This window comes from Streptomyces sp. enrichment culture (genome assembly GCF_964272895.1).
Classification (GTDB): domain Bacteria; phylum Actinomycetota; class Actinomycetes; order Streptomycetales; family Streptomycetaceae; genus Streptomyces.
This window is the reverse complement of the sequence record NZ_OZ186832.1, coordinates 7,204,166-7,226,955: the sequence shown is the minus strand read 5'-3', so window position 1 is coordinate 7,226,955 and position 22,790 is coordinate 7,204,166. Positions and strand designations below refer to the sequence as shown.

Genomic DNA, 22,790 nt, shown 5'->3' with positions numbered 1-22,790 from the left:
CGCCCTGCGCGGCCTTGTCGGGTGCCGCGAGCAGACGTACGTCCGGGGCGTTGTCAGTGGTGGCGTGCAGGATGACCGGCATGACAACACCTGCAACTGTGATCGTGGATGCCGCCGCCTACGCAAGGGCCGTCGAGGACGCGGTGAAGGCGTCCGGCGCCTACTACACGGGCGGCACCTCGCCGTTGGACGACGACGCCTACGACCGTCTCGTACGGGGCATCGCCGCGTGGGAGGCCGCCCACCCCGACCAGGTGCTGCCCGCCTCGCCGACCGGGAAGGTCGCCGGCGGTGCCGTCGAGGGCGATGTCCCGCACACGGTGGCGATGCTGAGCCTGGACAATGTGTTCTCGGCCGAGGAGTTCACCGCCTGGAACGCCTCGCTGGCCAGACGCATAGGCCACGACGTCGCCCGGTTCAGCGTCGAGCCGAAGCTGGACGGTCTCGCGGTCGCGGCCCGCTACGTCCGCGGCCGTCTGACGCGGCTGATCACGCGGGGCGACGGGACAGCCGGGGAGGACGTCTCGCACGCGATCGGCACCCTGGAGGGGCTGCCCGAGCGGCTGGCCGAGCCGGTCACGCTGGAGGTGCGCGGCGAAGTCCTGATGACCACGGCCCAGTTCGAGCACGCCAACGAGGTGCGCACCGGGCACGGCGGGCAGCCGTTCGCGAACCCGCGCAACGCCGCGGCGGGCACCCTGCGCGCCAAGGAGCGGTCCTACCGCGTGCCGATGACCTTCTTCGGCTACGGCCTGCTGCCCCTCGGCGACACCGACAGCGAACTCGCCACGCGGCTGGCCGACGGCGCGCACAGCGAACTGATGGCGCGGGCAGCCTCACTCGGGGTGAACACGACCGCGTCGACCGCGGTGCCCGGCAGCACCGCCACCACCGTGGAGGAGGTCCTGGCCCGCGTGCGGGAGATCGCCGCCGTGCGGGCGGAGTTGCCGTTCGGGATCGACGGGATCGTCGTCAAGGCGGACCTCGCCGCCGACCAGCGGGCCGCCGGCTCGGGCTCACGCGCCCCGCGCTGGGCGATCGCCTACAAGCTGCCCGCGGTGGAGAAGATCACCCGGCTGCTGGACGTGGAGTGGAACGTGGGCCGCACCGGCGTCATCGCGCCCCGCGCCGTCCTGGAACCGGTCGAGATCGACGGCTCCACCATCACCTATGCCACCCTCCACAACCCCGCCGACATCACCCGCCGTGACCTGCGGCTGGGCGACCACGTCATGGTCCACCGGGCCGGCGACGTCATCCCCCGCGTCGAAGCCCCCGTGGCCCATCTGCGGACCGGCGAGGAACAGCCCATCGCCTTCCCCGAGGTGTGCCCGAGGTGCGGCGCCGGGATCGACACCAGCGAGCAGCGCTGGCGCTGCGCCAACGGCCGCAACTGCCATCTGGTCGCGTCCCTCTCCTACGCCGCCGGACGCGACCAGCTCGACATAGAGGGCCTCGGCCACACCCGCGTCGTCCAACTGGTCGAGGCCGGACTCGTCGCCGACCTCGCCGATCTGTTCACCCTCACCCGCGACCAGCTCCTCGGTCTGGAGCGGATGGGCGAGACCAGCACCGACAACCTCCTCGCCGCCATCGCCGCCGCCAAGAACCAGCCTCTGTCACGGGTGCTGTGCGCGCTCGGCCTGCGCGGCACCGGCCGCTCCATGTCCCGCCGCATCGCGCGCCATTTCGCCACCATGGACGGGATCCGCGCCGCCGACGCCGAGGCCATGCGGCAGGTCGAGGGCATCGGCACCGAGAAGGCACCGTCCATCGTCGCCGAACTCGCCGAGCTGGCCCCGCTCATCGACAAGCTCGCCGGGGCCGGGGTCAACCTGACCGAACCCGGAGTCACCGCGCCGACCACCGGCACGGGTGAGGACGGCACGGTGGGGGCCGCGGACGACGTGGCCGGTCCGCTGGCCGGTCCGCTCGCCGGTCCGCTGGCCGGTCCGCTGGCCGGGATGACGGTCGTGGTCACGGGCGCCATGACGGGCCCCTTGGAGAAGCTCAGCCGCAACCAGATGAACGAGCTCGTCGAACGCGCGGGCGGCCGCTCCTCCTCCAGCGTCTCCCGGAGGACCAGCCTGGTCGTCGCCGGCGAGGGCGCCGGGTCCAAGCGCGCGAAGGCCGAAACCCTCGGTGTGCGGCTCGCCACCCCTGACGAGTTCGCCGCCCTGGTCGCGGACTACCTCGCCTGACCTTCCCGACCCCAGGGCGCGGTCCGGCACGCGGCCCCCGGGTGACGCCCCGCACGGTGCGGGGCCCGCCCGGACGCCGACGCGGGTACCGGTGCACCGAGTGGCCGGAAGGCGCCCACGAGCCGCAGCGCCCGGCCGGTCCCGCCTTGTCCGTCCACGACGTTCTGACCTGCTGGGTTACGAGGAAATCGGGGATCGGAGCCGTTGCGCCCGGACCTCTTGCGCAAGGGCGTCATTCGGCCTTCTACTGTCCTTCACGCCCTCGTTCCTCGCGCACCGGGGCCCATGACGCATCCTTGACGTCCCTCACACCGGGAAGCCGGTGGCAGGTGACGCCCCCTTCCCAGAAAGACCGAAGGCCCCGTGCCCGTACCCGTCGTGCTCACCGGCCGCCTGACGCGGCTGGAGCCCCTCGCTGTGCACCATGTCGACGGCCTGGCCCAGGCCGGAGCCGAGGACCGTACGTCGTACGCGTTCACTCCCGTGCCGCACGGGGTGGACTCGGCTCGGGGCTATGTGGAGCGTGCGCTCGCCGAGCAGGCGGCCGGGCGGGCGGTGCCGTTCGCCGTGGTCCGGGCGGACGACGGACGCGTCGTCGGCTCGACCCGCTTCCAGGAGCTCGACTACTGGCAGGGGCCGCTGGTGTGGCCGCCCGTGTCCGGTGTGCCGCACGGCGACCCGGTCACCGCCGTGCCCGATGCCGCCGAGATCGGCAACACCTGGCTCGCTCCGCACGCCCAGGGGACGGGGATCAACACGGAGGCCAAGCTGCTCATGCTGCGCCACGCGTTCGAGACCTGGCGGCTGCGCCGGGTCTCCTTCCGCGCGGACGCCCGCAACACGCGCTCGCGCGCCGCGATCGAGCGCCTGGGGGCGACCTGCGAAGGTATCCGCCGGGCCCATTCGCGGGGCCTGGACGGCGTGGTGCGCAGCACGGCGTTCTACTCGATCCTGGAAGAGGAGTGGCCGGCCGTGCGCGCCGTCATCGAGCTGCGGCTGAGTGCGGGCCGGTCCGGGGCGGCCTGCGACCTGGCCCTGCGTGAGCCCGGTTCGCACGTGGTGGGCTCCCCGGCGCTGCGGGGCTGCGCGTCCGTCCCGGTCTGACGGGGCCGTGCCCTCACCGTCCTGACGGAGACGTGCCCTCACGGGCTGAGCAGGCTCCGGATCCGGTCGAGCCTGGGGGCGGTGATCAAGCCGGGCAGTGCTGTGAGTTCCTTCAGCACGCGCTGTTCGTCGCCGCGGTTCACGGTGAACGCGAGCATGCCTCCGAAGTCGTGGCCGTCGATGATCAGGTCGTGCCAGGTGACCACGTCGATGCGGGCGCGCAGGTCGGCGAGCAGTTCCGGGGTGGGGTTGGCGGTGAGGCACTCGACGGCGAAGCGTTCGGCCGGTGCCGTGGGCCGGGACCGGCCCGGCCAGGTGCCGGTGAGGATGTCCAGCAGGGCGACGAAGGTGTTGAGGCCGGACGCGGCGACGGACAGGGTGGTGGCGCCGCCGATGCGGGGGTTGATCTCCAGGACGTGGTAGACGCCGTCGGCGTGGATCATGTCGACGTTGACGGACCCCTCGACGCCGAGGTCCGTGCACAGCTGGACCAGTCGCCAGGCGGTGGGCGCGAAGTCGTCGTCGCGGGTGGGGTCCACGTACCGCACATCCTCGAACGTGAACAGGGGTGGGCCTCCGGCGGTGCCGGTCCACAGCAGCGGCATCACGGTGTAGTGCCCGCCGGCGCCGACGATGTCGACCGAGCAGAGCCGCCCGGCGACGGCCTTCTCCAGTACGGCGTGGGCCGCGGGCCGGGCGGCGAGGTGGCGGTCGAGGGCGGCCGGGTCCGCGATGAACTCGATGCCCATGCTGGTGGAGTCCCACAGCTTGGACAGCAGCGGGAATCCGAGGTCCTGGGCGGCGAGGCGCACGGCGTCCGGGTAGGCGGGGACGGGCAGCGTCCGCTCGCTGAGCAGGTCGCTGTCGAGCAGCACGGCGGGCGGGGTGGGAATGCCGTACGCCTGAAGGACCCGTTTGGTCTCCCACTTGTCGCACAGCACACGCGTGGCGGCGAGAGGGGTCATGACGGTGCGGATGCCGAGGGCTTCCAGCTTGGTCTTCACCACGGCGTCCCGCAGGGCGTTCTCGTCCGGCAGGGAGATCGCCACGGCGGCGTCGGCGCCCCAGGCGAGGACGCGGTCGACGAACTCGTCCGGTGTCGTGTCGGGGGCCAGCCGCTCGCTCGTCCCCGGGAACATGTCCGGGCCGCACTCGCCGTCGGTGTGGAAGAGGCGGGCCTCGGCGCCGAGCTGCGCGAGGGCGGGGGCGATGCCCTGGATGTAGGGGTCGGCGCGCTGGATGTCGACGGACCGGAGGAAGGCGATGCGCCGCATGTCGACTCACTTCTCTCGTCGGGGCCTTGGGCACCTCGGGCAGTAGACCGCACCCGCCGGAGCGGAGGCCATGAACGTAACCGCCAGACCGGGAAGGCGAATTCACGGCTGCCGCTGTAGCAAGCTCCAGCCGGGCCCGGTCGCTCGGGGACCGGGACACGGCTGCGCGTGAGAGGCTCGGCCGGCCGGCGGACACCCTCGTTCCCCCGCAGGCACGCCTTGGACCACACCACCAGGAGGAACCGGTGACATCCCCGCACCCGCTCACCCCCGAGGAGAAACTCGCCGACGCGAAGCGGCTGCTGGACCTGCCGCGTATCGTCGCGATCTGCGGCTCCACCCGCTTCATGACCGAGATGAACGAGGCGGATCTGCGGGAGACCGAAGCCGGAAGGATCGTCGTCAAACCGGGCTGCGACCTGAAGTCGCCGCACGAACTCTGGTCCGATCCCGTCGAGGCCGCGGCTCTGAAGGTTCGGCTCGACGATCTGCATCGGGCGAAGATCCGGCTCGCCGACGAGGTGCTCGTGGTCGGCGACTACATCGGAGACAGCACCCGCGCCGAAATCGCCTACGCCCGGTCGCTGGGCAAGCCCGTGCGGTTCACGCACCCCGAAGTCGACCCCGACGCCTGACGGGGCCGGGTGCCGCAGGTGTGACTGTGCACCGGAGGTGGTACCGATGGACAATTCCGATGTACAACCGCAGCGCGATTACTCAGAACACGGAGTCCCAGAAGATCGCTTCGGGGTCGGGGTCTTCTGGGTGGAGCATGCAGCGCTTGCAGCGTAGAAGTCCTGGTTCATTGCTTCCGGAGGCGGCGTGCATCCACGGCAGGGCTTCCATAGCGTGTGCGCGTTCGTCGTCGGCGAGGGCGTCGACGGTCCGGCGGAGCTCCTCGGGTGCGGGGGCGTCGGTAAGACAGAGCCATCCGATCGCAGCCGCCAGGCGGGCTTCGGGGACCTCCGCCCGGTCGTGCCACCGCTCACACAGCCATGTGACGGTCGGGGGGTGCGGATGGGCCCGGGTGATCTCGGCGGTGGCCAGGAGCAGGGCGGCGCGGACCATGGCGTCACGCTGCGCGGCGTACCCATCGGCCAGGGCGGCGCGGATGGTGTGGTCAGGGTCGGCGGCGGTCGCCAGGGCGTAGGCGGCATCGACGCGGACGGTGGGGTCAGAGTCGCCGAGGAGGGGTAGGAGCGCGGGGGTGTGGGCGGTGATCGCGGCTCGGGCGGCGGCCACCGACCAGCCGGCCGGGTAACCGGTCACCTCGACGCCGTAGTCGTCGTAGTCCTCGGCAGCGTGGCGCTGAGGATCGGTGCGATGCAGCAGGAGTTCATCGCGGGAAGCAACGCCGAAGTGCCGGGCGCGGGCCGGGTCGGAGAGTACGGCGAGGGCGGCGGCACGGTGTGCATGGTGGGCATCGGTGGCGATGCGGATCAGGAACGGTACGGCGAGGGCGGCGGCGGCCCGGCTGTCGTTGGCGCACAGGCCCCCCAGCACGTGCGTCGCGCGGCTCGGGTCCTCGCCGGTTTGCAGCAGGTGAACGGCTTTCCGGACGTCATCGCCTTGAGGGAAGTTCCCCCACGGGACTGCGTCGAGGAGCGACCTGCTGTAGGCCCCGGACTCGATGCCAGCCAGCACTACCCGCACATCGAACGGGCCTCCCGCGAACGACGCCAGATCCGCTCCGTCCACCAGAGCCCGGCACATCGCGAACGTCGGATCGGTCCGCCAATCCCTCACGCCACACCACCCCCGTCGAATGCACAGAGATTGGATCACGTGCGATCCGGACGACGCGAAGCCACCTGGCAGCCAGTGCGCTGCACGCCGCAGACCATCGTGAACCCAGAAACCCCCAGCTCGGCAGGCGTCCTGCCACTCTCACGCGGGCCATCCATCGCGATTGGCCGTCGGATGGTCGGCAACCGGGGGATGTGGTCTCAGTACTGGGTGTTCAGATGCTGAGGTCGAATACTCCCCACGCGGTGAACGGTTGGGCCTGAACGTAGATCCTGCTTCCTCGGCCGACGACCCGGCGGCGGCCGGGGAGGGGTCCGTCGGGCAGGGTGAGCAGGCCGACGTGCGTTGGTTCGACGGATGTTTCGGTGACCTCTCCGTGGGCGAGCCGGTCCCGCTCCTCGCCGTAGCCGCCGTAGAAGGCGACCCGCTCGCCGTGGACGGCCACCGCCTTGGCGCCCCGGACGCGGTTCGCCCACACCTTCACGGGCCGGTCGATGCGGCCTGGGCGTATCTCCACAAGCGGGAAGTCCGTGTACGGGCACGCCCAGGCGGTGGTGCCCGACACGTTCAGTGCGTAGCAGTCGAAGAGACCGGGGATGCTTGCGCCGTCTGACGTCCAGTAGAGGTGGCCTGTGGGGCTCCAGCGGCGGATCCCGGCCGGATTCTCGTCGAAGTGCCCGACCCAGATGTGGCCGGCCTCGTCCACGAGCAGGTGCTCGATGGCGTCCCCGACGGAGAAGGACGAGGTCTCGCGGCCGAGCGCGTCGAAGACCTGGACCTGGTCCGCGTCCTCATATCGGCGGGCGCGGGATGCTGCGACGACGAACCCGCCGTCGGGCAGGCGGTCCAGGTGCGGCCAGCGGGCTCGCACGGCGCTCAGCTCGGTGAGTTCGACGTCGCCGCCCGGATGGACGGAGACGGCCAGCGCGTCGAAGGGCAGGACATCGCCGCCAGGCTGGGGAGCGCGGTCGGCGAGGAGCCAGTGGGCGGTGCCGAAGACATCGACGGTACTGGTCAGGACGTGGCGGTCGTGGTGGGCTCGGGGGAGATGGGCGTACGGAACGAGGGCAGTCTTCTGCATGGGCGGGCTCTCCTGGTGGGCGGTCACGGCGTTCGGGCGCTGCGGTGAGCGGCGGTCGGCGGTGCGCGAGTGGTGGAGAGCGAAGCGGGCCGCTTAGAAGGCATGGCCCTTTCTGGTGGTCATGGGGTGATCATCGTCGACGTACGCCCCCGTGACAACCTCTTTCGGTGCCCCTCATCGCGCGCGGGACCCCTACGCGCTCAGACTCGGCAGGGCTGCCCTGCCCGCCAACGTGAACGCACGCGACAAGTCCAGTGCTCACTGGACAGATGCAGTGCTCAGTCACAGCAGGACGGTGCGGTCGACGTTGCGTCCCCGGTCCGCGCAGCCGCGGTCGTCAGGCGGTGGTCAGCAGGCCGTCGACGATGCGTCGGGCCTTGTCCGCCGCCTGGGTGTCGCCGAGCCGCAGGGCGGTGTTCGTGGCGTGGAGTACCGCGTTGAGCTGGAACGCGGTGAGGTCGGCGTCGGCGGCGGCGATCTGCTGCGCGCCGGCGGCGTGGCGCAGCTCGTCGGCGAGCAGGGACAGCCATGCCTCGTGCTGCTGCACGAGCGCGTCGCGTACGGGGCCGGGGCGGCTGTCGAAGTCGGGGAGGTTCGCCGCCCAGAAGCAGCCGCCCGGGAACAGTGGCGCGCTCGCGTAGGCGATCCAGCGTTCCGTCAGGGCGCGCAGCCGCTCGGCGCCCCGCGGGGTGGCCGCGACGGGGCGCACCACTTCGTCGAGGAACGCCTCGCGGGCCGCCTCGACGGTGGCGAGCTGGAGTTTCTCCTTCGTCCCGAACAGGGTCGCCACCCCGCTCTTGCTCAGGCCGAGATCGGTGGCGAGGCGGCCGATGCTGAGGCCGGACAGGCCCTCCAGGGAGGCGACGTCGGCGGCGTGACGGGTGATCAGCTTACGGGTCCGCTCCCCGCGGACCAGGCGGAGGTCCGTACGTTCCGGGGACTCCTGGAGCTCGTTCATGGCTCCATCCTGCCACACTTGAAGAATATGCACGAACGGTCGTACGTTTTGTTTGTGACTTCGACGACTTCGACGACCTCCTCTCCGACGCCCCCTCCTCCGACCGAGGAATCCGACCCCTACTGCCTGCCGCGGGACCGCGCCGCCGCGCTGCTCGCCGGCGCCCCTTGGCGCCGGTTCGCCGTGATCGGCGACAGCCTCTCGGCCGGGACCGGCGACCCCCGCCCCGGATACGCCGCCGGCGGCTGGGCCGACCGCGTCGCCGACGTACTGCGGCGGATCCACCCGGACCTGGCGTACCTGAACATCGCCGAGACCGGTGCGACGACCGCGCGGACCCTCGAGGCACAGACGGGGCGGCTCGCCGCCTTCCGCCCGGACCTGGTCCACGTACCCTGCGGCGCGAACGACCTGTTCCGCCGGGATCCCGACTACGCGCTGATCGAACGCACCATGCGACGTGTCTACGACGCCGCCGCGGCGACCGGAGCGCAGCTGACCGTGTTCACGCTCGGCTGGGCGTTCCGGGTTCCGGCCTTCGCCGACTGGGACGAACGGATCCGCACGGTCAACGCGCTCACCCGGAACCTGGCGCGGGCCTACGGTGCCGTGCTGGTCGACATGTGGGACCACCCGGTCAACGACCGGCCCGACCTGGTGAGCGCGGACGGCATCCACTTCGCGCGGCGGGCCAGGCGGTGATGGCCGCGGAAGTCGTCCAAGGGCTCGCCGGGGTGCTGGCGGCGCGAGGGGACCGGGCGTGAGCGGCGTCGAAGCGTCCGCGGACCGCGCCCGCGCCGGGGCGGAGCAGTCCCCCGCCGTGCCCTGGCCCGCCGTGTCCGTCGTTCTGGTCGGCGCGTTCATGGCGACCCTCGACGCCTTCATCGTCATCGTCGCCGGGCCCTCGATCCAGTCCGGACTCGGCGCCTCCGCCGGGGAGCTGCAATGGATCCTGGTGGGCTATCAGCTCACCTATGCGGTGTTCCTCATCACCGGCGGACGCCTGGGCGACCTGTACGGGCGGCGGCGCATGTTCATCACCGGCATGGCCGTGTTCACCGCGGCGTCGGCGGCGTGCGCGGCGGCTCCGACCGCGGCCGTCCTCGTCGTCGCCCGGCTCGTCCAGGGCCTCGGGGCAGCCGTGATGCTGCCGCAGGTGTTCGCCTCCGTCACGGTTCTGGTCCCGGCGCGCAGCCGGCACCGCGTCTTCGGCGTGCTCGGCGTCGTCCTCGGTCTCGCCACCATCGGCGGGCAGCTCATCGGCGGCCTGCTCATCGGCGCCGATCTCTTCGGCTCCACCTGGCGGCCGGTGTTCTGGATCAACGTCCCGATCGGGGCGGCGACCATCTGGACGGCCGCCCGGTGGCTGCCCGCGTCCCGCGCGACCGGCGGCCGGCGGCTGGACATCCCCGGTGTCCTCGTGCTCAGCGTCGCCCTGTTCCTGCTCGTCTTCCCGCTCATCCAGGGGCGCCAGGAGGGATGGCCGTCGTGGACCTGGGTCTGCCTGGCCGCCGGGGCACTCGGGTTCGGTGCCTTCGCGGTGATCGAGAAGCGGACCGGCGACCTGGGAGGCGATCCCCTGGTACGGGTCTCACTGTTCCGCACCCGCACCTTCGGCGTGGGCATCCTGCTGATCCTGGCTCTCTACACGGTGGTGACGTCCTATTACCTCGTACTGTCGATCTCCCTCCAGGACGGGCTCGGACTGTCGGCGCTCGGCGCGGGGCTCACGTACACCCCGGCCGCGGTCACCTTCTTCACCTTCAGCATGATCGCCGGCCGGCTGGTGCCACGGTACGGCCGCCGCGTCCTGGAGGCCGGCGCGCTGGCCCTCGTCGCCGGTTACGCCGCCACCGCGATCGTGCTGCTCGGCGGAGCGCCCTTCACCCCTGGGGTGATCGTCCCGACGCTCATGCTGCAGAGCGTCGGAGGCGGGCTCCTGATCACGCCCGCGATGAACACCGTCCTGGCGCGTATCGCGCCCGCGGACGCGGGCACCGCCTCCGGCGTGCTGTCCACGTCCCAGCAGATCGGCGGCGCCTTGGGGGTCGCCGTGATCGGCGCGGTGTTCTTCACCGTTCTCGGCCACCCCACCGGTGACCCGGCCGAGGCGGCCGGCCACGCCCTCGCCGTGGCCTCCCTCGCGACTATGACCGCGGCCATCGCCGCGGCGGTGCTGGTCCGCCTGCTGCCCGCCGGCCGGCCCGGCTGACGGGGGAGGCGAGGAGGCGAGCGCCGGGAACAGAACCCGGCGTACCGCCCTCCCGCTCAGACGCCGAGGGCGCGGCTGTACGGGGACGAGTCCGGGGACGGGGATGCGGCGGGGGCCGGGGAGAGGCCGAGGAGGCGGGCGGCCGTCGATGTCGCATCTCGGGTGAACAGGGCACAGGCGAGCAGGAGGGGCAGCTGACCCGGGGACGGGACCGGCGATGTGCCGGATGTGGGTCGTTCGAGTTCACCATGCATGAGGGAAGCGTCGCCGGTGGCGACAGAGAGGTGACCGAGCACCGCTAGACGAGCGGCCCGCCCGCACCGCGGGCTTGCCGGCACCGGTGGGCCCCGTGCGGGACCACGACTCCGGGGCCGGCGGATGCTCCCCGATCCGCGCCGCCGGTTCCCGCGGCGAGGCCGTCCGTCACGTCGTCACGAGATCGACATGCCGCCGTCGATGGACAGCACCTGACCGGTCATGTAGTCGGCGTCCAGCAGCAGTTCGACGCCGCGGGCCACCTCGTCGGGCGTGCCCATGCGGCCGAACGCGGTCCGGGCCAGGAGCGCGGCGCCGACCTCGGGCGGCACGTCCTCGGTGAGCGGGGTCGCCATGAGCCCGGGCGACAGCGCGTTGACGGTCACCTTGTACCGCCCGCACTCCAGGGCCAGGCTCCGGGTCATCCCGATGACGCCGGCCTTGGCCGCCGAGTACGCCGTCTGGCCCCGGCTGCCGAGGAGTCCGGCGGGCGAGACGACGTTGATGATGCGTCCCCAGCGGGCCCGCACCATGTCCGGGAGCGCCGCCCGGCAGGTGTGGAAGGTGCCGATCAGATTGACGGCGATGGTCTGCGTCCAGTCGTCGACGGACTGGGTGACCAGGAGACCGTCCCGGCGGATCGCGCCCGCGTTGACGAGCACGCCGATGCCGCCCAGTTCGGCGCGCACCCGGTCCATCATGTCCTGTGTGGCAGCCCAGTCGGCGACATCCGCCTGGACGACGGTGCTCGGCCCGCCGAGTTCGGCAGCGACCTCGCGGGCCCGGTCCTCCCCGGTGGCGTAGTGCAACGCCAGGCGGTAGCCACGGCGGTCGAGAAGACGTGCCACCGCTGCGCCGAGGGCCCCCGACGCGCCGGTGACGAGGGCGACGCGCCCGTCGGTGCCAGACGCGGCCATCAGACCCGCGCTCCGGTACGGGCGCCGGCCGGACATGCCTTCTGTGCAGGCCGACGGTCGAGGATCTGCGTCCGGTGGAAAGCCATCACACCACTCCGAGATGCACGGGGGACGGAAGGGGGTGACAGACCGCGAGAGGCCGGGCCAACGTCACACCCAGGACGGTTGAACAAGGCGGGCACCGGCCCGTGTTCGGGTCAGTGGTGTCGGCGCGGGAGGGGCACGGGACCTCCGGGCGAGGTGTCACCTTCCGCAGGCTCCGCCTCGCCCGGAGGTCCCGTGCCCTTGCGGAACGCGCCGCTGTCAGGCCGGCGCCTGTGGGCGGGCTCCGCCGGTTCCGCTACGCGTCGACGGCCGACTCGTCGGTGGCGTCCGCGACGAACGCCTCGGCCGCCGCCGCGTCGACACCCAGCGCGGACAGCACTCCGGAGCCGTTCTCCTCCTCCAGCAGCGCCAGCAGGACATGGCCGGTGCCGACCGTGTCCTCGTCCAGGCGCAGCGCCACCCGCGACGCCAGTTCGAGCGCCTTCTTCGCGTGGGTGTCGAAGGGAATCAGCGCCGGGTCGGCGTCGCTGCGCGCCGGCAGGGTCGCCACGAGCGTGTCCCGCGCCCGGCCGAGGTCCACGCCCTGGCCGCGCAGGGCGTCGGCCGCGGTGCCGTCGGTGGCGAGCAGACCGAGGACGAGATGGGCGGGGACGATCTCGGCGTTGCCGGCCTGCTTGGCCTCGTTCATGCCGGCGATGACGGCGCTGCGTGCCGCCTGGGAGAACTTCTCGAAGGCGTTCGACGGCTTGGCCTCGGGCTTGCCGACGAACCGCTTCTGGGCTGCCTGCCGGGTGACGCCCATGCTGCGGCCGATGTCGGTCCAGGAGGCGCCGGAGCGACGGGCCTGGTCGACGAAGTGACCGATGAGATGGTCGGCGATCTCGCCGATGTGGTCCGCCAGTTGGACCGCGCCGGCCAGCTGGTCGAGGGCGTCGGTGTGCTTTTCGGTGATCGCCGTGATCAGCTCGTCGAGCCTGACCGGCGGAGTCGTCTGCATCATGGTGTCAACCTTAGGTTGTCAGTCCTTCACTGTCAACCTCAGGTTGTCACCTCCTCTCGGGTAGCTCTCGCAGCGGGAAGCCGACCGCCTCGGCGACGGCCCGGCCGCCGCACCCGCTGGGGGACACGGGTGCGGCGGCCGGGAGTCCTGCCAGGCGACCGGGGAGTCCTGGCAGGTGACCGGGGAGTCCTACCAGGTGACCGGCATTTCAGCCGGACCGAACGCCTGGATGGAGTGGTACTTGTACGTGAGTTCCGCCTCGGGCACGGCCAGCGCGAGCGTCGGGGCCCGCTCGAACAGCGTCTGGTAGACGATCTCCAGCAGCTCCGGCACCAAGCGGTCCGCCGGGCACTTGTGCGGCCCGTGCCCGAACGCCATGTGCCGGGCGGGCTTTTCCCGCATGAGGTCGAGCCGATGGGGATACGGGCACACCGACGGGTCGCGGTTGACGGGCAGCGTCGGCACTGCCAGGCCGTCGCCGGCCCTGACCCACGTATCGCCGATGAGCACGTCCTCCGTGGCCAGCCGCATGGGGGTGCCGTCGTTGACGGAGAAGTACCGGAGCATCTCGTCCACCGCGACCGCCATCCGGTCCGGCTGGGCAAGCAGCGTCGCCCGCTCCTGCGGGTGGGTCAGCAGGGTGAGGACGCCCAGCGAGATCATCGTGGACACCGAGTTGTGGATGCCCTGGGCGTTGGAGAGCAGCAGGGGCGCGAGTTCGTACCAGTCGACCTCGCCGTGCTTCTCCTGCTCCTGCACGATCAGGCGGCTCATCATGTCGTCGCCGAGATGGCGGGCCTTTTCCTTCAGGACGTCTTCCGCGTGCTGGTTCAGACGCGCGGCCGCTTCCTTCTCCTCGGCCTCGGTGGAGGTGCCCAGCAGCAGCTTCCAGACGTTGTCCCGCATCGTCCGCAGCTCGGCCGCGGGGACACCGAGGAACATCTCCTGCAGCCGCCAGGCGATGGGGAACGACAGCTCCGCCACCATGTCGACCGGTTTCGTCTCCTGCCCCAGCATCGCGTCGACGATCTCCTCGGTGGCGACCCGCAGACGCGGCAGCAGGCGGGCGAGCCCTGCCGGGGAGAATTCCTGGATGATCGACTTCTTCTTCTCCAGGTGCTCCGGACCGTCCAGATTGATCATGAACGGTGCGCAGTACTTCAACTTCTTCAGCGAGTTGGGTGTCAGCTTCGGAAAGCGGTCGTCCGTCTTGTCCGAGCTGAACCGCGGGTCGGAGAGCACGATCCGGGCGTATTCGGGCCGCACCACCATCCACACCAGTTTGCCGGTGGGCAGTTGCACCTGGCCGATGCCTCGTTCTCGCAGCGTCTCGTACTCGGCCGGCAGGACGCCGGGGAGCTGCCGTCGAATGGGGTGGGTCGGGAGCGTGGTCATGCGGACACCTCTGCAGCCCAGTGGTAGAAACGGGTGGCCAACGAATTGCCTTCCGGGTCGTACGGGGGAATGACCTGTGTGAGGTCGTCGACGAGCTGGAGGAAGCGGGGGTCCCCCTCCGTCCACACCTCGCTGATCACCTTGATGCTGTCGGGTTCGGCGAAGTCCTGGATGTGCAGGTAGACACCACGCCACAGACAGAGCTGGCGGCGCAGCGTACCCATCTTGTGCGGGATGTCGGTCGCGTCCGACTCCGCGAACAGCCGCGACACCTCGGGGATGTGTTCCTGCCGCTGCCTGTTGACGATCACCGCGCTGTACGCCTGCTCCACCTTGTCCAGACGCTCGGCCGGCCACAGGTAGAAGCGCTCGACCCTCGACTGGTCGTGCGGGCCGTCCCAGTCCTTTGCCGCGGCATAGTCGCCGAAGTAGGCCGACAGGCGCTCGTCCAGCCGCGTGCAGCGGGGGTCGGTGGTGAGGATGCGGTACGCCTCGTCCGGGTCGTCGACGTCCCAGTCCTGCATATGCACGTAGAGATCGCTGTAGTGGAAGACCTGTCTGCGGCGCAGCCGGGGCAGTTCGGATGCGACCTCGCCGTCGAACTCCCGCAGGATCCGGGTCACGTCGGCGGCGTTGGCACTGTCGAACGTGCCGACAGTGATGATGCTCGGCATATGCGCTCCTCACGGTAGGCGGGTCGGGACCGTTGCCGCCCCGCGGGCCTTCGCCGGGTGCGTCTCCAGGTCGCCGCAAGCCTGGGCCCGCGCCTTCGACGCCGGATCGACGCCGGATCAACGGCCGGGGCCCGTGGCGAGGGGCCGCGCGGCGATCTCGAAGGGTCCTCGAAGCGAGGTCGATCGGTGACGGACATCGTCGGGCCGACGGTTCCAGACGCTACGACGCTTGTGAGGTGTCTTGTCGTGTCGAGTACGCAGCAGCACGTCGACCGCGGGGTGGTCATCGACGCCGACCTGGGGACGGTGTTCGATCTGGTCGCGGACGTCGCCGGTTGGCCGCAGTTCCATCGGTCCGCCGTGCACGCGGAAGTGGTCCACACCAACGAGAAGGGGGAGTTGGTCCAGTACTGGGAGCTGGCCGGTGATTCCGCCGTCCGCACCTGGAAGACCGTGCGCCGCACGGACCGGCCGGGGCGCCGCATCACGTTCACGCACTGGGAAGCCGAAACCCCTGCCACCGAGATCCGCGGCGAGTGGGTGTTCGCCGAACTCGGGCCGGAGCGGACCCAGGTGGAGCTGCATCACCATGTCGGCGCACCGGCCGGCGCCGATCTCGGCCCCCTGCTCGACAGGATCGGCCGGGACAGCGAGGATCACCTCGCCACGCTGCGCGACACCGCGGAACGACGTGCCGAACTGGACGAGCTGGTGGTGTCCTTCACCGACCCGCTGTTCATCGCCGGTTCCGTCGAGGACGCCTACGACTACCTCTACCGGGCGGACCTGTGGCCCGAGCGCATCCCTCACGTGGTGGGGCTCTCCATGACCGAGGACGTGCCGAACGTCCAGTTCTTCGACATGGACACCAAGGGGCCGGACGGCAGTACGCACACCGTCCGTTCGGTGCGGATCTGCCTGCCGTCCCGTCTGATCGTGTACAAGCAGATCTCGCTGCCCGCCATGCTCGACGCGCACACGGGCCACTGGCGGTTCACCGAGACGCGGGAAGGCGTCGTCGCCGAGGCCCGGCACACCAGCACGATCAAGCGCTCGGCGCTGTCCCAGCTCGGCGGCGCGACGACGATCGATGAGGCGCGCCGGTACCTGCGGCGCCTGCTCAGCGGCAACAGCATGAGCAACCTCCGCCTCGCCAAGGCGTTCGCGGAGGAACGCGCCGGCTTCCCGACGGACAACAGCTGAGCGAGGAGGGATCATGACCGAGGGAACGACCGCCAGAGGCGGGGGGCTGTGGGCAGCCGCGGATCTGCTGACACCGATGGCAGTCCGGGTGGCGGCGACCTTGCGGCTGGCCGACCACATCGCCGCGGGCACCCGGACGACCGAGGCGCTGGCCGAGGCCGTCCATGCCGACCAGGACGCACTGGGACGCCTGATGGACCATCTGGTGACCGCCGGCGTGCTGTCGAGCACGGGACCTGCCACCTACGACCTGACGACCATGGGCCGCTACCTCTGTGAGGGCGAGCCCGAAGGGATGCGTTCCCTGCTCGACATCGAAGGAGCCCTGGGTCACGCCGAGTTGAGTCTCGTCCATCTGCTGCATACGGTCCGCACCGGCGAGCCGGCGTTCCCGCAGCAGTACGGCATACCGTTCTGGGAGGACCTGTCGGCCGACGACGAGCGCGCCGAGTCGTTCGACGCGCTGATGGGCGCCAGGCTCGCGGCGCACGCGCCCGCCGTGGCCGAGGCATACCCGTGGGGAGCCCTCCGGCATGTCGTCGACGTCGGCGGCGGCGACGGCAGCATGCTGATCACCATCCTGGGGACCCATCCCGACCTGCGCGGCACGGTCGTCGACCTGCCCGGACCGGTGCGGCGTGCCGCGAAGGCCATCGCCGCGGCGGGTCTCGACCACCGGGCCGACGCCGTGGCCGGCAGCTTCTTCGACGCTCTGCCCGCCGGAGCGGACGGCTATCTGCTGTCGAGCATCCTGCACAACTGGGACGACGCGTCGGCCGCCCGCATCCTGCGCCGGTGCGCCGACGCGGCGTCGACGACCGGACGGGTGCTCGTCGTGGACTACTTCGACGACCGGAGCGTGCAGACGGAGGGCGACCTGCGGATGCTCGGCTACTTCGGCGGCCGGCAGCACACCCTGGAACAGCTGGGTGAACTGGCGGGAACCGTCGGCCTTCGGATCGCCTCGGTCACGCCCGCCGGCCGCTACTCCGTCGTCGAGCTGCGTGCGCCCAGCTGAGTGACGCGCCTGTCGAAGGCGGACCGGGGTCGGTGCGTCTACTCGGCCGGGCGCGATCCGTCGCGCTCGGCGCCCGCCGAGAACCGGGCCTCGACTCCGTCGAGGATGATCGCCAGCCCCTTCTCGAACCGGTCGTCGGCCTCACTGATCTCGGACGCCTGGACCATCTTGCTGAGATACGGGAACTCCCCTGTCGCCAGCAGGGACGTGAGGTACGGCTCCATCCGCAGCCGCCAGGCGTGACGGTCGACGCCGGACTCGTCCGCGGCCGCCCGCTCGGTCAACTCGGCCTGCACCGCGCCGCTGACCCAGGAGTGGATCAGGCTGAGTACCTCGACCGTGTCGTCGATGCTCAGACCGCAGCCGCCGAGAAGGGCCAGATCGCGTTCCATACCGCGCATCAGATTGGGGCCCATGATCGGACGGGTGGCGAGGAGCGGAGCGAGCCAGGGGTGCCGCAGGAAGATCTGCCGACGGCGGCGCGCCAACGTCGTCAGATCCGCGCGCAGATCGCCGGTGGACTCCTGCGGCTCGAAGCCGGTCGCCTCGTCGATCATCACCGTGTACAGGTCTTCCTTGGTCGGAAGATACCGGTAGAGGGTCATGGCGCCGGTGCCGAGTCTCTTGGCGATGTTCCGCACCGACGCGGCTTCGATGCCTTCCGAGTCCGCGATCTCGATGGCCACCGCGGCGATCTGCCTACGACTGTGCGTCGGCGCCGGGCCGCGCGCGGGCTTTTCCGGTCGCATCCAGATGATCTGTTTCGAGTCCGCCACGGCAGCCATCCTACGCGTCCGACGCCACTTGCGTACGGCGTACTCAGTTAGTTAGGTTCAACCGCGTACGCCGTACTCGGTTAGGGGTTGATGCATGGAAGACGCGATCATGTACGCCGAGGATCTGAGGAAGCGGTTCGGGCGCGTCGACGCGCTGGACGGCTTGGACCTGGCGGTGCCGTCGCACGGTGTCTACGGCCTGCTCGGCCCGGACGGCGCGGGCAAGAGCACCACCGTGCGGATCCTGAGCACCCTGACCAGGCCCAGCGGCGGGCAGGCCGCGGTCGCCGGATTCGATGTGGTCCGGGAGCCGGAGGAAGTGCGGAAGGTGATCGGACTGGCCGGCCAGGACGCCTCGCTCGACGACGGACTGACGGGCCGTGAGAATCTGCGGATCTTCGGCCGTCTGTCACGGCTGGGCGTGCGCGGCGCCCGGCGGCGCGCGGACGAACTGCTGGAGCGCTTCGGCCTCGCCCACGCGGGCGATCAGCTGGTCGGCACCTACTCCCGAGGCATGCGGCGCCGCCTCCACCTGATCGCCGGCCTGGTACGCGCTCCCCTGGTGCTCCTCCTCGACGAGCCGACCACCGGGCTCGACCCCCGAAGTCGCCGCGAGATCTGGCAGAGCGTCCGCCAACTGGTGGCCGACGGCACCACCGTCCTGCTCACCACCCAGCATCTGGAGGAGGTGGACCACCTCGCCTCGGCGGTCGGTGTGATCGACCGCGGCCAGCTCATCGCCGAAGGCAGTCCGGCCCAGCTCAAATCCCTGATCGGCAGTCATATCGACGTCGTGGTGGAATCCACGGACCATCTCCCCCACGCCATGGCGTCACTGGAACGGCTCACCGGTCGGCGCCCGGAGGCGGACGGCCCGCACATCGTGGTCGCCGCGGTCGATCGCGTGCCGCCCCTGCCGCAGATCGTCCGTGAACTCGACGCGTCCGGCGCGGTGGTCCGCGGCGTCGGCATCCGCGAGCCGAGCCTGGAGGATGTCTTCCTGTCCCTGACCGGACAGCACATCGCCTCGACGACGCCGGTCGCGGCGCCGGAGGCAGTGGCATGAACCTCCTGGCCGACGGCTGGACGCTGACCCAGCGCAAGCTCCTCCGGCTGCGGCACGAGCCCGGCACCTTGCTCGGCATGCTGATGATGCCGACCCTGTTCGTGGTGCTGTTCGGATGGGTGCTGGGCAGTGCGATCGGCGTGCCGGGCGCCTCGAACTACCCCGAGTACATGATGCCGGGGCTGTTCGTGACGACCACCGGGACCGCGCTGTCCACGGCCATGGTGGAGGTGGCGGCGGACCGGGCGCGCGGGATGCTGGAGCGCCTGCGGTCCTTGCCCGCCCATCGGCTGTCCGTCCCCCTCGGCCACAGCGGCGCGGAGGGGATCGTCGGGGCGTACGGCCTGGCGGTGCTGATGGTGTACGGGCTCGCCGTCGGCTGGCGGCCGCACCACGGCGCCCTGCCGACGCTGGCCGGCATCGGCCTGCTGCTGCTGTTCCGTTACACCTTGGCGTGGGTCGGCACCTACCTCGGACTGGTGGTGCGTTCGGCGCGGACCGCGGCCGGCCTGGCGCCGCTGCCCCTGCTCCTCACCCTGGTGTCCAACGCGTTCGTGCCCACCGACCGGATGCCGGTCTGGCCACGGGTGATCTGCGAGTGGAACCCGTTCAGCTGCACGGCGACGGCGGCGCGGACGTTGTTCGGCAACCCCGGCGCTCCCGCACCGGGCGCCGCCTGGCCGCTCACCCACCCGGTCACCGCGAGCCTGCTGTGGGCCGGCCTGCTGCTGGTGGTCTTCGTGCCGCTGTCGGCACACCGCTTCGCCCGCGCCGGACTGTAGGTCCGTCCGCACAGCCACACGTCCAAGTCCGCGGCAGTCAGCCGCGGGCGTCTCACACTCGGATTCGGAGGGACAAGCATGCGTGTCGTGATCGTCGGAGGTGGCACGGTCGGGCTGTGCACCGCCGTCTTCCTCGCCCGGCAGGGAGTCTCGGTTCATGTGCTGGAGCGCCGGGCACAGGTCAACGACCACCCGAGGGCGTTCGGCATCACCGACCGGTCGGCGGAGATCCTGCGCGAGGCCGGCGTCGAGATCGAGACGGAGAATCTCGTCAGGGGTCTGATGACGGGGTCGAGCCTGGCCGAACTGACTACGGTCACCTCCAAGTTCGAGCCGCCGGAGATCGGCCCGGCGAAGCTGGGCAGCTGCCCGCAGGACCGCGTCGACCGGGCTGCGCTGGCGCGGCTGCGGGAGCTGGGCGGCCGGGTCGACTTCGGCAGCGAGGTGGTCGCCGTTACCGACGGCGGCGTCACCACGGCGGACGGCAGGACCGTCACGGGTGACTATGTGATCGCCGCGGACGGAGTGCGCAGCCGCGTCCGGGAGTTGCTCGGCATCGGGGTGAGCGGCCCGGGGGCGATCGGCACCTCCCACATGCTCAACGTGCTGTTCCGCGCGGAGCTGCCGACGCCGCCGTTCTCCATGACGTTCCTGCGCAACGAGCGGGCGTCCGGCATCCTGCTCAAGGTCGACGACACCGGCCGCTGGGTCTTCCACATACCGAACGGCGATCCGAGCACCCCCGTCGAGCAGATCCAGCAGCAGATCCGGGACGCCACCGGGGTCACCGGCATCGAGCCGGAGATCATCAGCATGCTGCCCTGGTCGTCGACGGCACGGGTGGCCGACAGGTTCCGGCAGGGCAACGTCTTCCTCGTCGGCGACGCGGCCCATGTGGTGCCGCCGGTCGGCGGCCTCGGACTCAACGTGGGGATCGCCGACGGCCACAACCTGGCATGGAAACTGGCCGCCGGTGGGGACGCCCTGCTCGACACCTACGAGGCCGAGCGCCGGCCGGTCGCGCTGTTCACCATGCAACAGACCGTGCTCCGCGCCAAGAACCGGGATCTGCACTGGGACAACGACGCGAGCCGGGCCGCCGACCGGGCGGCCGTCGGCATGGCCGGCATCATGATCCCCGTGATCGGTTACCGGTACGACTCACCCGCGGTGATCGACCCCGAACCGCTGACGGACATGGAGAACCTCGCGCTCGACGGAGCGCCGGGCAGCCGGCTGCCGCACCGCTGGCTGCCGGACGGACGGTCCACCGTCGACCTGGTGGACGGCTTCACACTGATCACCGGGACGGCAGCCGACCACTGGCTGGACGCCGCCCGCGCCCTGGGCATCACGGCTCACGCGGTCGAAGGGTGGGCCGAGGCCGCCGGCATCAAGGAGGACGGCGCTGTGCTCGTGCGTCCCGACGGCTTCGTCGGCTGGCGTACGGTCACCACGCGGGACGCGGCAGCGACCGGCACACAGCGGCTGCGGGACGTACTCGACCGGATCCTGTGCCGCCGGCAGCAGGGAACCTGACACCACATCCGCACATCGGGCATGCGGTCGGCGCCGACGAGGTCGGTGCCGGCCGCATGCTGCTGTCGTGGCCGACGCGTGCGCCCTGGGTCGAACCACACACGAACTCGCCTCGAAGCGATCCCGCGAACATCGCACCGTCATTTCTTGACCCCTCGAAAACAGAGACAGATGCCGAGCGTCACCACCGTCCAGCTCGACCATCTGAAAAATTCCACGCTTTCCCACAGCAGAGGAGGCGGACGATGGATTTCGGCGAGGATCCTTATCCCCAGTACGCCTGGCTACGTGAGCAGGAGCCGGTCCGGCAGGTGATGGAAGGCCGGGGCCTTTACGGAGTGCTGGTGACCCGGTACGAAGACGTGCGGCGGTTGCTGTCCGATCCCAGAATGAGCAAGGACCCGCGCAACGCACCACTGGACTGGCAGGAAGCGGGCAAGGGCCGTCCGCTGGAGGACCGGACCGGCCTCGGGACCCATCTGCTCACCACCGACGCGCCCGAACACACCCGGCTGCGCCGGCTGGTCTCCACCGCCTTCACCGCCCGTCGTGTCGAGGGCCTGCGCGGCCAGGTGCAGCAGATCACGGACGGGCTGCTCGACGAGATCGTGCCGAGAGGACGCGTCGACCTGGTCACCGAGTTCGCCTTCCCGCTGGCCATCACGGTCATCTGCGAGCTGCTGGGAGTGCCCTCGGCGGACCAGGACGTGTTCCGCCGCTGGACGAAGGACTTCCGCCGGTGGACGAACACCACGGGCGCCGCACAGGCCGGCAGCGACGACGCCCGGCCGGTCGGGCTGCGTGACCTCCTGGAGTACCTCACCGAGCTGGTCGCGAAGCGCCGTGAGGAGCCGGCCGACGGCCTGGTCGACGCGCTGATCGCGGCGCGGGACGACGGCGACCGGCTCGATGAGACCGAACTGCTGTCGATGATGGCCCTGCTGCTGGTCGGGGGCTTCGAGACCACCGTCAATCTCATCGGCAACGGCACGCTCGCCCTGCTGCGCCACCCCGACCAGCTCGCCGTGCTGCGCGAGCGACCGGAGCTGGTGGATGCGGCCCTGGAGGAGATGCTCCGCTACGACGGGTCCTTCGAGACGGCGACATGGCGGTTCCCCCTGGAGCCCATAGAGGTCGCGGGCACCCGCATCGAGAAGGGCTATCCGGTGCTCCTGTCGCTGGCCTCGGCCAACCGGGACCAGGACAAGTTCAAGGAACCGGACGTTTTCGACGTCACCCGCTCGGACAACGGGCACGTGGCGTTCGGGCGGGGTGCGCACTTCTGCCTCGGCGCTCCGCTGGCCAGGCTGGAGGGCCGGATCGCGTTCGACGGGCTGCTGCGCAGGCTGCCCGGTCTCGCACTGGCCGTGCCGCCCGAGCAACTGCGCTGGCAGCGAAGCCTCACGATCCGCGGACTGGAATCACTTCCGGTCACCTTCGATGCCTGAAACCGGCATCGAAGGATTCCCCTCACTCGCCATCGACGAAGGGCCCGGAAAAGGCTCCGCGTCCATGGCCACCCATCTCGCGGAAACCAAGCCTTC

Annotated in this window: 20 protein-coding genes; 11 read left to right on the top strand and 9 right to left on the bottom strand. The window is 70.9% G+C overall.

Annotated elements, in window-relative coordinates; genetic code table 11:
* Window positions 1-80: 80 nt before the first annotated feature.
* Window positions 81-2,201, top strand: coding sequence for an NAD-dependent DNA ligase LigA (gene ligA / locus ACSU6M_RS32255; RefSeq protein WP_437074565.1), 2,121 nt, complete (start codon window positions 81-83; stop codon window positions 2,199-2,201).
* A 363-nt stretch (window positions 2,202-2,564) separates the two neighbouring features.
* A complete protein-coding gene (locus tag ACSU6M_RS32250; protein ID WP_437074563.1) occupies window positions 2,565-3,305 on the top strand; it encodes a GNAT family N-acetyltransferase in 741 nt (246 codons plus the stop codon).
* A gap of 38 nt (window positions 3,306-3,343) precedes the next feature.
* Here the strand turns inward: ACSU6M_RS32250 and ACSU6M_RS32245 are convergent, their stop codons facing one another.
* Window positions 3,344-4,579: an ATP-grasp domain-containing protein gene (locus tag ACSU6M_RS32245; protein WP_437074561.1), complete on the bottom strand. Its 1,236-nt coding sequence runs from the start codon at window positions 4,577-4,579 to the stop codon at window positions 3,344-3,346.
* 245 nt (window positions 4,580-4,824) lie between these two features.
* On the opposite strand from ACSU6M_RS32245, the gene ACSU6M_RS32240 reads away from it, so the two are divergent.
* Window positions 4,825-5,214 (top strand): hypothetical protein, encoded by a 390-nt coding sequence (locus ACSU6M_RS32240; protein WP_437074560.1) that lies wholly within the window; start codon window positions 4,825-4,827, stop codon window positions 5,212-5,214.
* 82 nt (window positions 5,215-5,296) lie between these two features.
* Here the strand turns inward: ACSU6M_RS32240 and ACSU6M_RS32235 are convergent, their stop codons facing one another.
* The 3 genes from ACSU6M_RS32235 to ACSU6M_RS32225 form a co-directional block, all read right to left on the bottom strand.
* Window positions 5,297-6,325: a hypothetical protein gene (locus ACSU6M_RS32235; protein ID WP_437074558.1), complete on the bottom strand. Its 1,029-nt coding sequence runs from the start codon at window positions 6,323-6,325 to the stop codon at window positions 5,297-5,299.
* Between the two features lie 214 nt (window positions 6,326-6,539).
* A complete protein-coding gene (locus tag ACSU6M_RS32230) occupies window positions 6,540-7,406 on the bottom strand; it encodes a hypothetical protein (protein WP_437074556.1) in 867 nt (288 codons plus the stop codon).
* A gap of 337 nt (window positions 7,407-7,743) precedes the next feature.
* Window positions 7,744-8,364: a TetR/AcrR family transcriptional regulator gene (locus tag ACSU6M_RS32225; protein ID WP_437074555.1), complete on the bottom strand. Its 621-nt coding sequence runs from the start codon at window positions 8,362-8,364 to the stop codon at window positions 7,744-7,746.
* A gap of 54 nt (window positions 8,365-8,418) precedes the next feature.
* On the opposite strand from ACSU6M_RS32225, the gene ACSU6M_RS32220 reads away from it, so the two are divergent.
* Window positions 8,419-9,066, top strand: coding sequence for an SGNH/GDSL hydrolase family protein (locus ACSU6M_RS32220; RefSeq protein WP_437074553.1), 648 nt, complete (start codon window positions 8,419-8,421; stop codon window positions 9,064-9,066).
* Between the two features lie 58 nt (window positions 9,067-9,124).
* Window positions 9,125-10,576, top strand: coding sequence for an MFS transporter (locus ACSU6M_RS32215; RefSeq protein WP_437074552.1), 1,452 nt, complete (start codon window positions 9,125-9,127; stop codon window positions 10,574-10,576).
* Window positions 10,577-11,007: 431 nt separating this feature from the next.
* Here ACSU6M_RS32215 and ACSU6M_RS32210 read toward each other — a convergent pair whose 3' ends face one another.
* The 4 genes from ACSU6M_RS32210 to ACSU6M_RS32195 form a co-directional block, all read right to left on the bottom strand.
* Window positions 11,008-11,748, bottom strand: a complete 741-nt coding sequence (locus ACSU6M_RS32210) for a 3-oxoacyl-ACP reductase family protein (RefSeq protein WP_437074551.1) — start codon at window positions 11,746-11,748, stop codon at window positions 11,008-11,010.
* Window positions 11,749-12,088: 340 nt separating this feature from the next.
* On the bottom strand, window positions 12,089-12,793 hold the full coding sequence (locus tag ACSU6M_RS32205; RefSeq protein ID WP_437074549.1) for a Clp protease N-terminal domain-containing protein: 705 nt from the start codon (window positions 12,791-12,793) through the stop codon (window positions 12,089-12,091).
* A gap of 189 nt (window positions 12,794-12,982) precedes the next feature.
* Window positions 12,983-14,188: a cytochrome P450 gene (locus ACSU6M_RS32200; protein ID WP_437074547.1), complete on the bottom strand. Its 1,206-nt coding sequence runs from the start codon at window positions 14,186-14,188 to the stop codon at window positions 12,983-12,985.
* Window positions 14,185-14,862 carry a TcmI family type II polyketide cyclase gene (locus ACSU6M_RS32195; protein WP_437074546.1) on the bottom strand — a complete coding sequence of 226 codons (678 nt, stop codon included), beginning with the start codon at window positions 14,860-14,862 and terminating at the stop codon, window positions 14,185-14,187. The genes ACSU6M_RS32200 and ACSU6M_RS32195 overlap by 4 nt, the downstream gene beginning before the upstream one ends.
* Before the next feature lie 246 nt (window positions 14,863-15,108).
* On the opposite strand from ACSU6M_RS32195, the gene ACSU6M_RS32190 reads away from it, so the two are divergent.
* Window positions 15,109-16,065 (top strand): aromatase/cyclase, encoded by a 957-nt coding sequence (locus ACSU6M_RS32190; RefSeq protein ID WP_437074545.1) that lies wholly within the window; start codon window positions 15,109-15,111, stop codon window positions 16,063-16,065.
* Between the two features lie 13 nt (window positions 16,066-16,078).
* Window positions 16,079-17,083: a methyltransferase gene (locus tag ACSU6M_RS32185; RefSeq protein ID WP_437074543.1), complete on the top strand. Its 1,005-nt coding sequence runs from the start codon at window positions 16,079-16,081 to the stop codon at window positions 17,081-17,083.
* Window positions 17,084-17,121: 38 nt separating this feature from the next.
* On the opposite strand, the gene ACSU6M_RS32180 is transcribed toward ACSU6M_RS32185, so the two are convergent.
* A complete protein-coding gene (locus ACSU6M_RS32180) occupies window positions 17,122-17,859 on the bottom strand; it encodes a TetR/AcrR family transcriptional regulator (RefSeq protein ID WP_437074542.1) in 738 nt (245 codons plus the stop codon).
* A 94-nt stretch (window positions 17,860-17,953) separates the two neighbouring features.
* On the opposite strand from ACSU6M_RS32180, the gene ACSU6M_RS32175 reads away from it, so the two are divergent.
* From ACSU6M_RS32175 to ACSU6M_RS32160, 4 genes are all read left to right on the top strand, one after another.
* Window positions 17,954-18,925 (top strand): ATP-binding cassette domain-containing protein, encoded by a 972-nt coding sequence (locus ACSU6M_RS32175; RefSeq protein ID WP_437074540.1) that lies wholly within the window; start codon window positions 17,954-17,956, stop codon window positions 18,923-18,925.
* A complete protein-coding gene (locus ACSU6M_RS32170) occupies window positions 18,922-19,707 on the top strand; it encodes an ABC transporter permease (RefSeq protein ID WP_437074538.1) in 786 nt (261 codons plus the stop codon). Before ACSU6M_RS32175 ends, ACSU6M_RS32170 begins: the two co-directional genes overlap by 4 nt.
* A 78-nt stretch (window positions 19,708-19,785) precedes the next feature.
* Window positions 19,786-21,246 carry an FAD-dependent oxidoreductase gene (locus ACSU6M_RS32165; RefSeq protein ID WP_437074536.1) on the top strand — a complete coding sequence of 487 codons (1,461 nt, stop codon included), beginning with the start codon at window positions 19,786-19,788 and terminating at the stop codon, window positions 21,244-21,246.
* Between the two features lie 245 nt (window positions 21,247-21,491).
* On the top strand, window positions 21,492-22,694 hold the full coding sequence (locus ACSU6M_RS32160; protein WP_437074534.1) for a cytochrome P450 family protein: 1,203 nt from the start codon (window positions 21,492-21,494) through the stop codon (window positions 22,692-22,694).
* Window positions 22,695-22,790 lie beyond the last annotated feature (96 nt).

Excerpts from the sequence above, each read along its gene's own strand:
- ACSU6M_RS32160 (WP_437074534.1), top strand. The coding sequence starts at position 21,492 with ATGGATTTCGGCGAGGATCCTTATCCCCAGTACGCCTGGCTACGTGAG.
- ACSU6M_RS32200 (WP_437074547.1), bottom strand. The coding sequence starts at position 14,188 with ATGACCACGCTCCCGACCCACCCCATTCGACGGCAGCTCCCCGGCGTC.
- ACSU6M_RS32225 (WP_437074555.1), bottom strand. The coding sequence starts at position 8,364 with ATGAACGAGCTCCAGGAGTCCCCGGAACGTACGGACCTCCGCCTGGTC.
- ligA (WP_437074565.1), top strand. The coding sequence starts at position 81 with ATGACAACACCTGCAACTGTGATCGTGGATGCCGCCGCCTACGCAAGG.
- ACSU6M_RS32185 (WP_437074543.1), top strand. The coding sequence starts at position 16,079 with ATGACCGAGGGAACGACCGCCAGAGGCGGGGGGCTGTGGGCAGCCGCG.
- ACSU6M_RS32170 (WP_437074538.1), top strand. The coding sequence starts at position 18,922 with ATGAACCTCCTGGCCGACGGCTGGACGCTGACCCAGCGCAAGCTCCTC.
- ACSU6M_RS32175 (WP_437074540.1), top strand. The coding sequence starts at position 17,954 with ATGGAAGACGCGATCATGTACGCCGAGGATCTGAGGAAGCGGTTCGGG.
- ACSU6M_RS32205 (WP_437074549.1), bottom strand. The coding sequence starts at position 12,793 with ATGATGCAGACGACTCCGCCGGTCAGGCTCGACGAGCTGATCACGGCG.
- ACSU6M_RS32245 (WP_437074561.1), bottom strand. The coding sequence starts at position 4,579 with ATGCGGCGCATCGCCTTCCTCCGGTCCGTCGACATCCAGCGCGCCGAC.
- ACSU6M_RS32195 (WP_437074546.1), bottom strand. The coding sequence starts at position 14,862 with ATGCCGAGCATCATCACTGTCGGCACGTTCGACAGTGCCAACGCCGCC.
- ACSU6M_RS32230 (WP_437074556.1), bottom strand. The coding sequence starts at position 7,406 with ATGCAGAAGACTGCCCTCGTTCCGTACGCCCATCTCCCCCGAGCCCAC.
- ACSU6M_RS32210 (WP_437074551.1), bottom strand. The coding sequence starts at position 11,748 with ATGGCCGCGTCTGGCACCGACGGGCGCGTCGCCCTCGTCACCGGCGCG.
- ACSU6M_RS32165 (WP_437074536.1), top strand. The coding sequence starts at position 19,786 with ATGCGTGTCGTGATCGTCGGAGGTGGCACGGTCGGGCTGTGCACCGCC.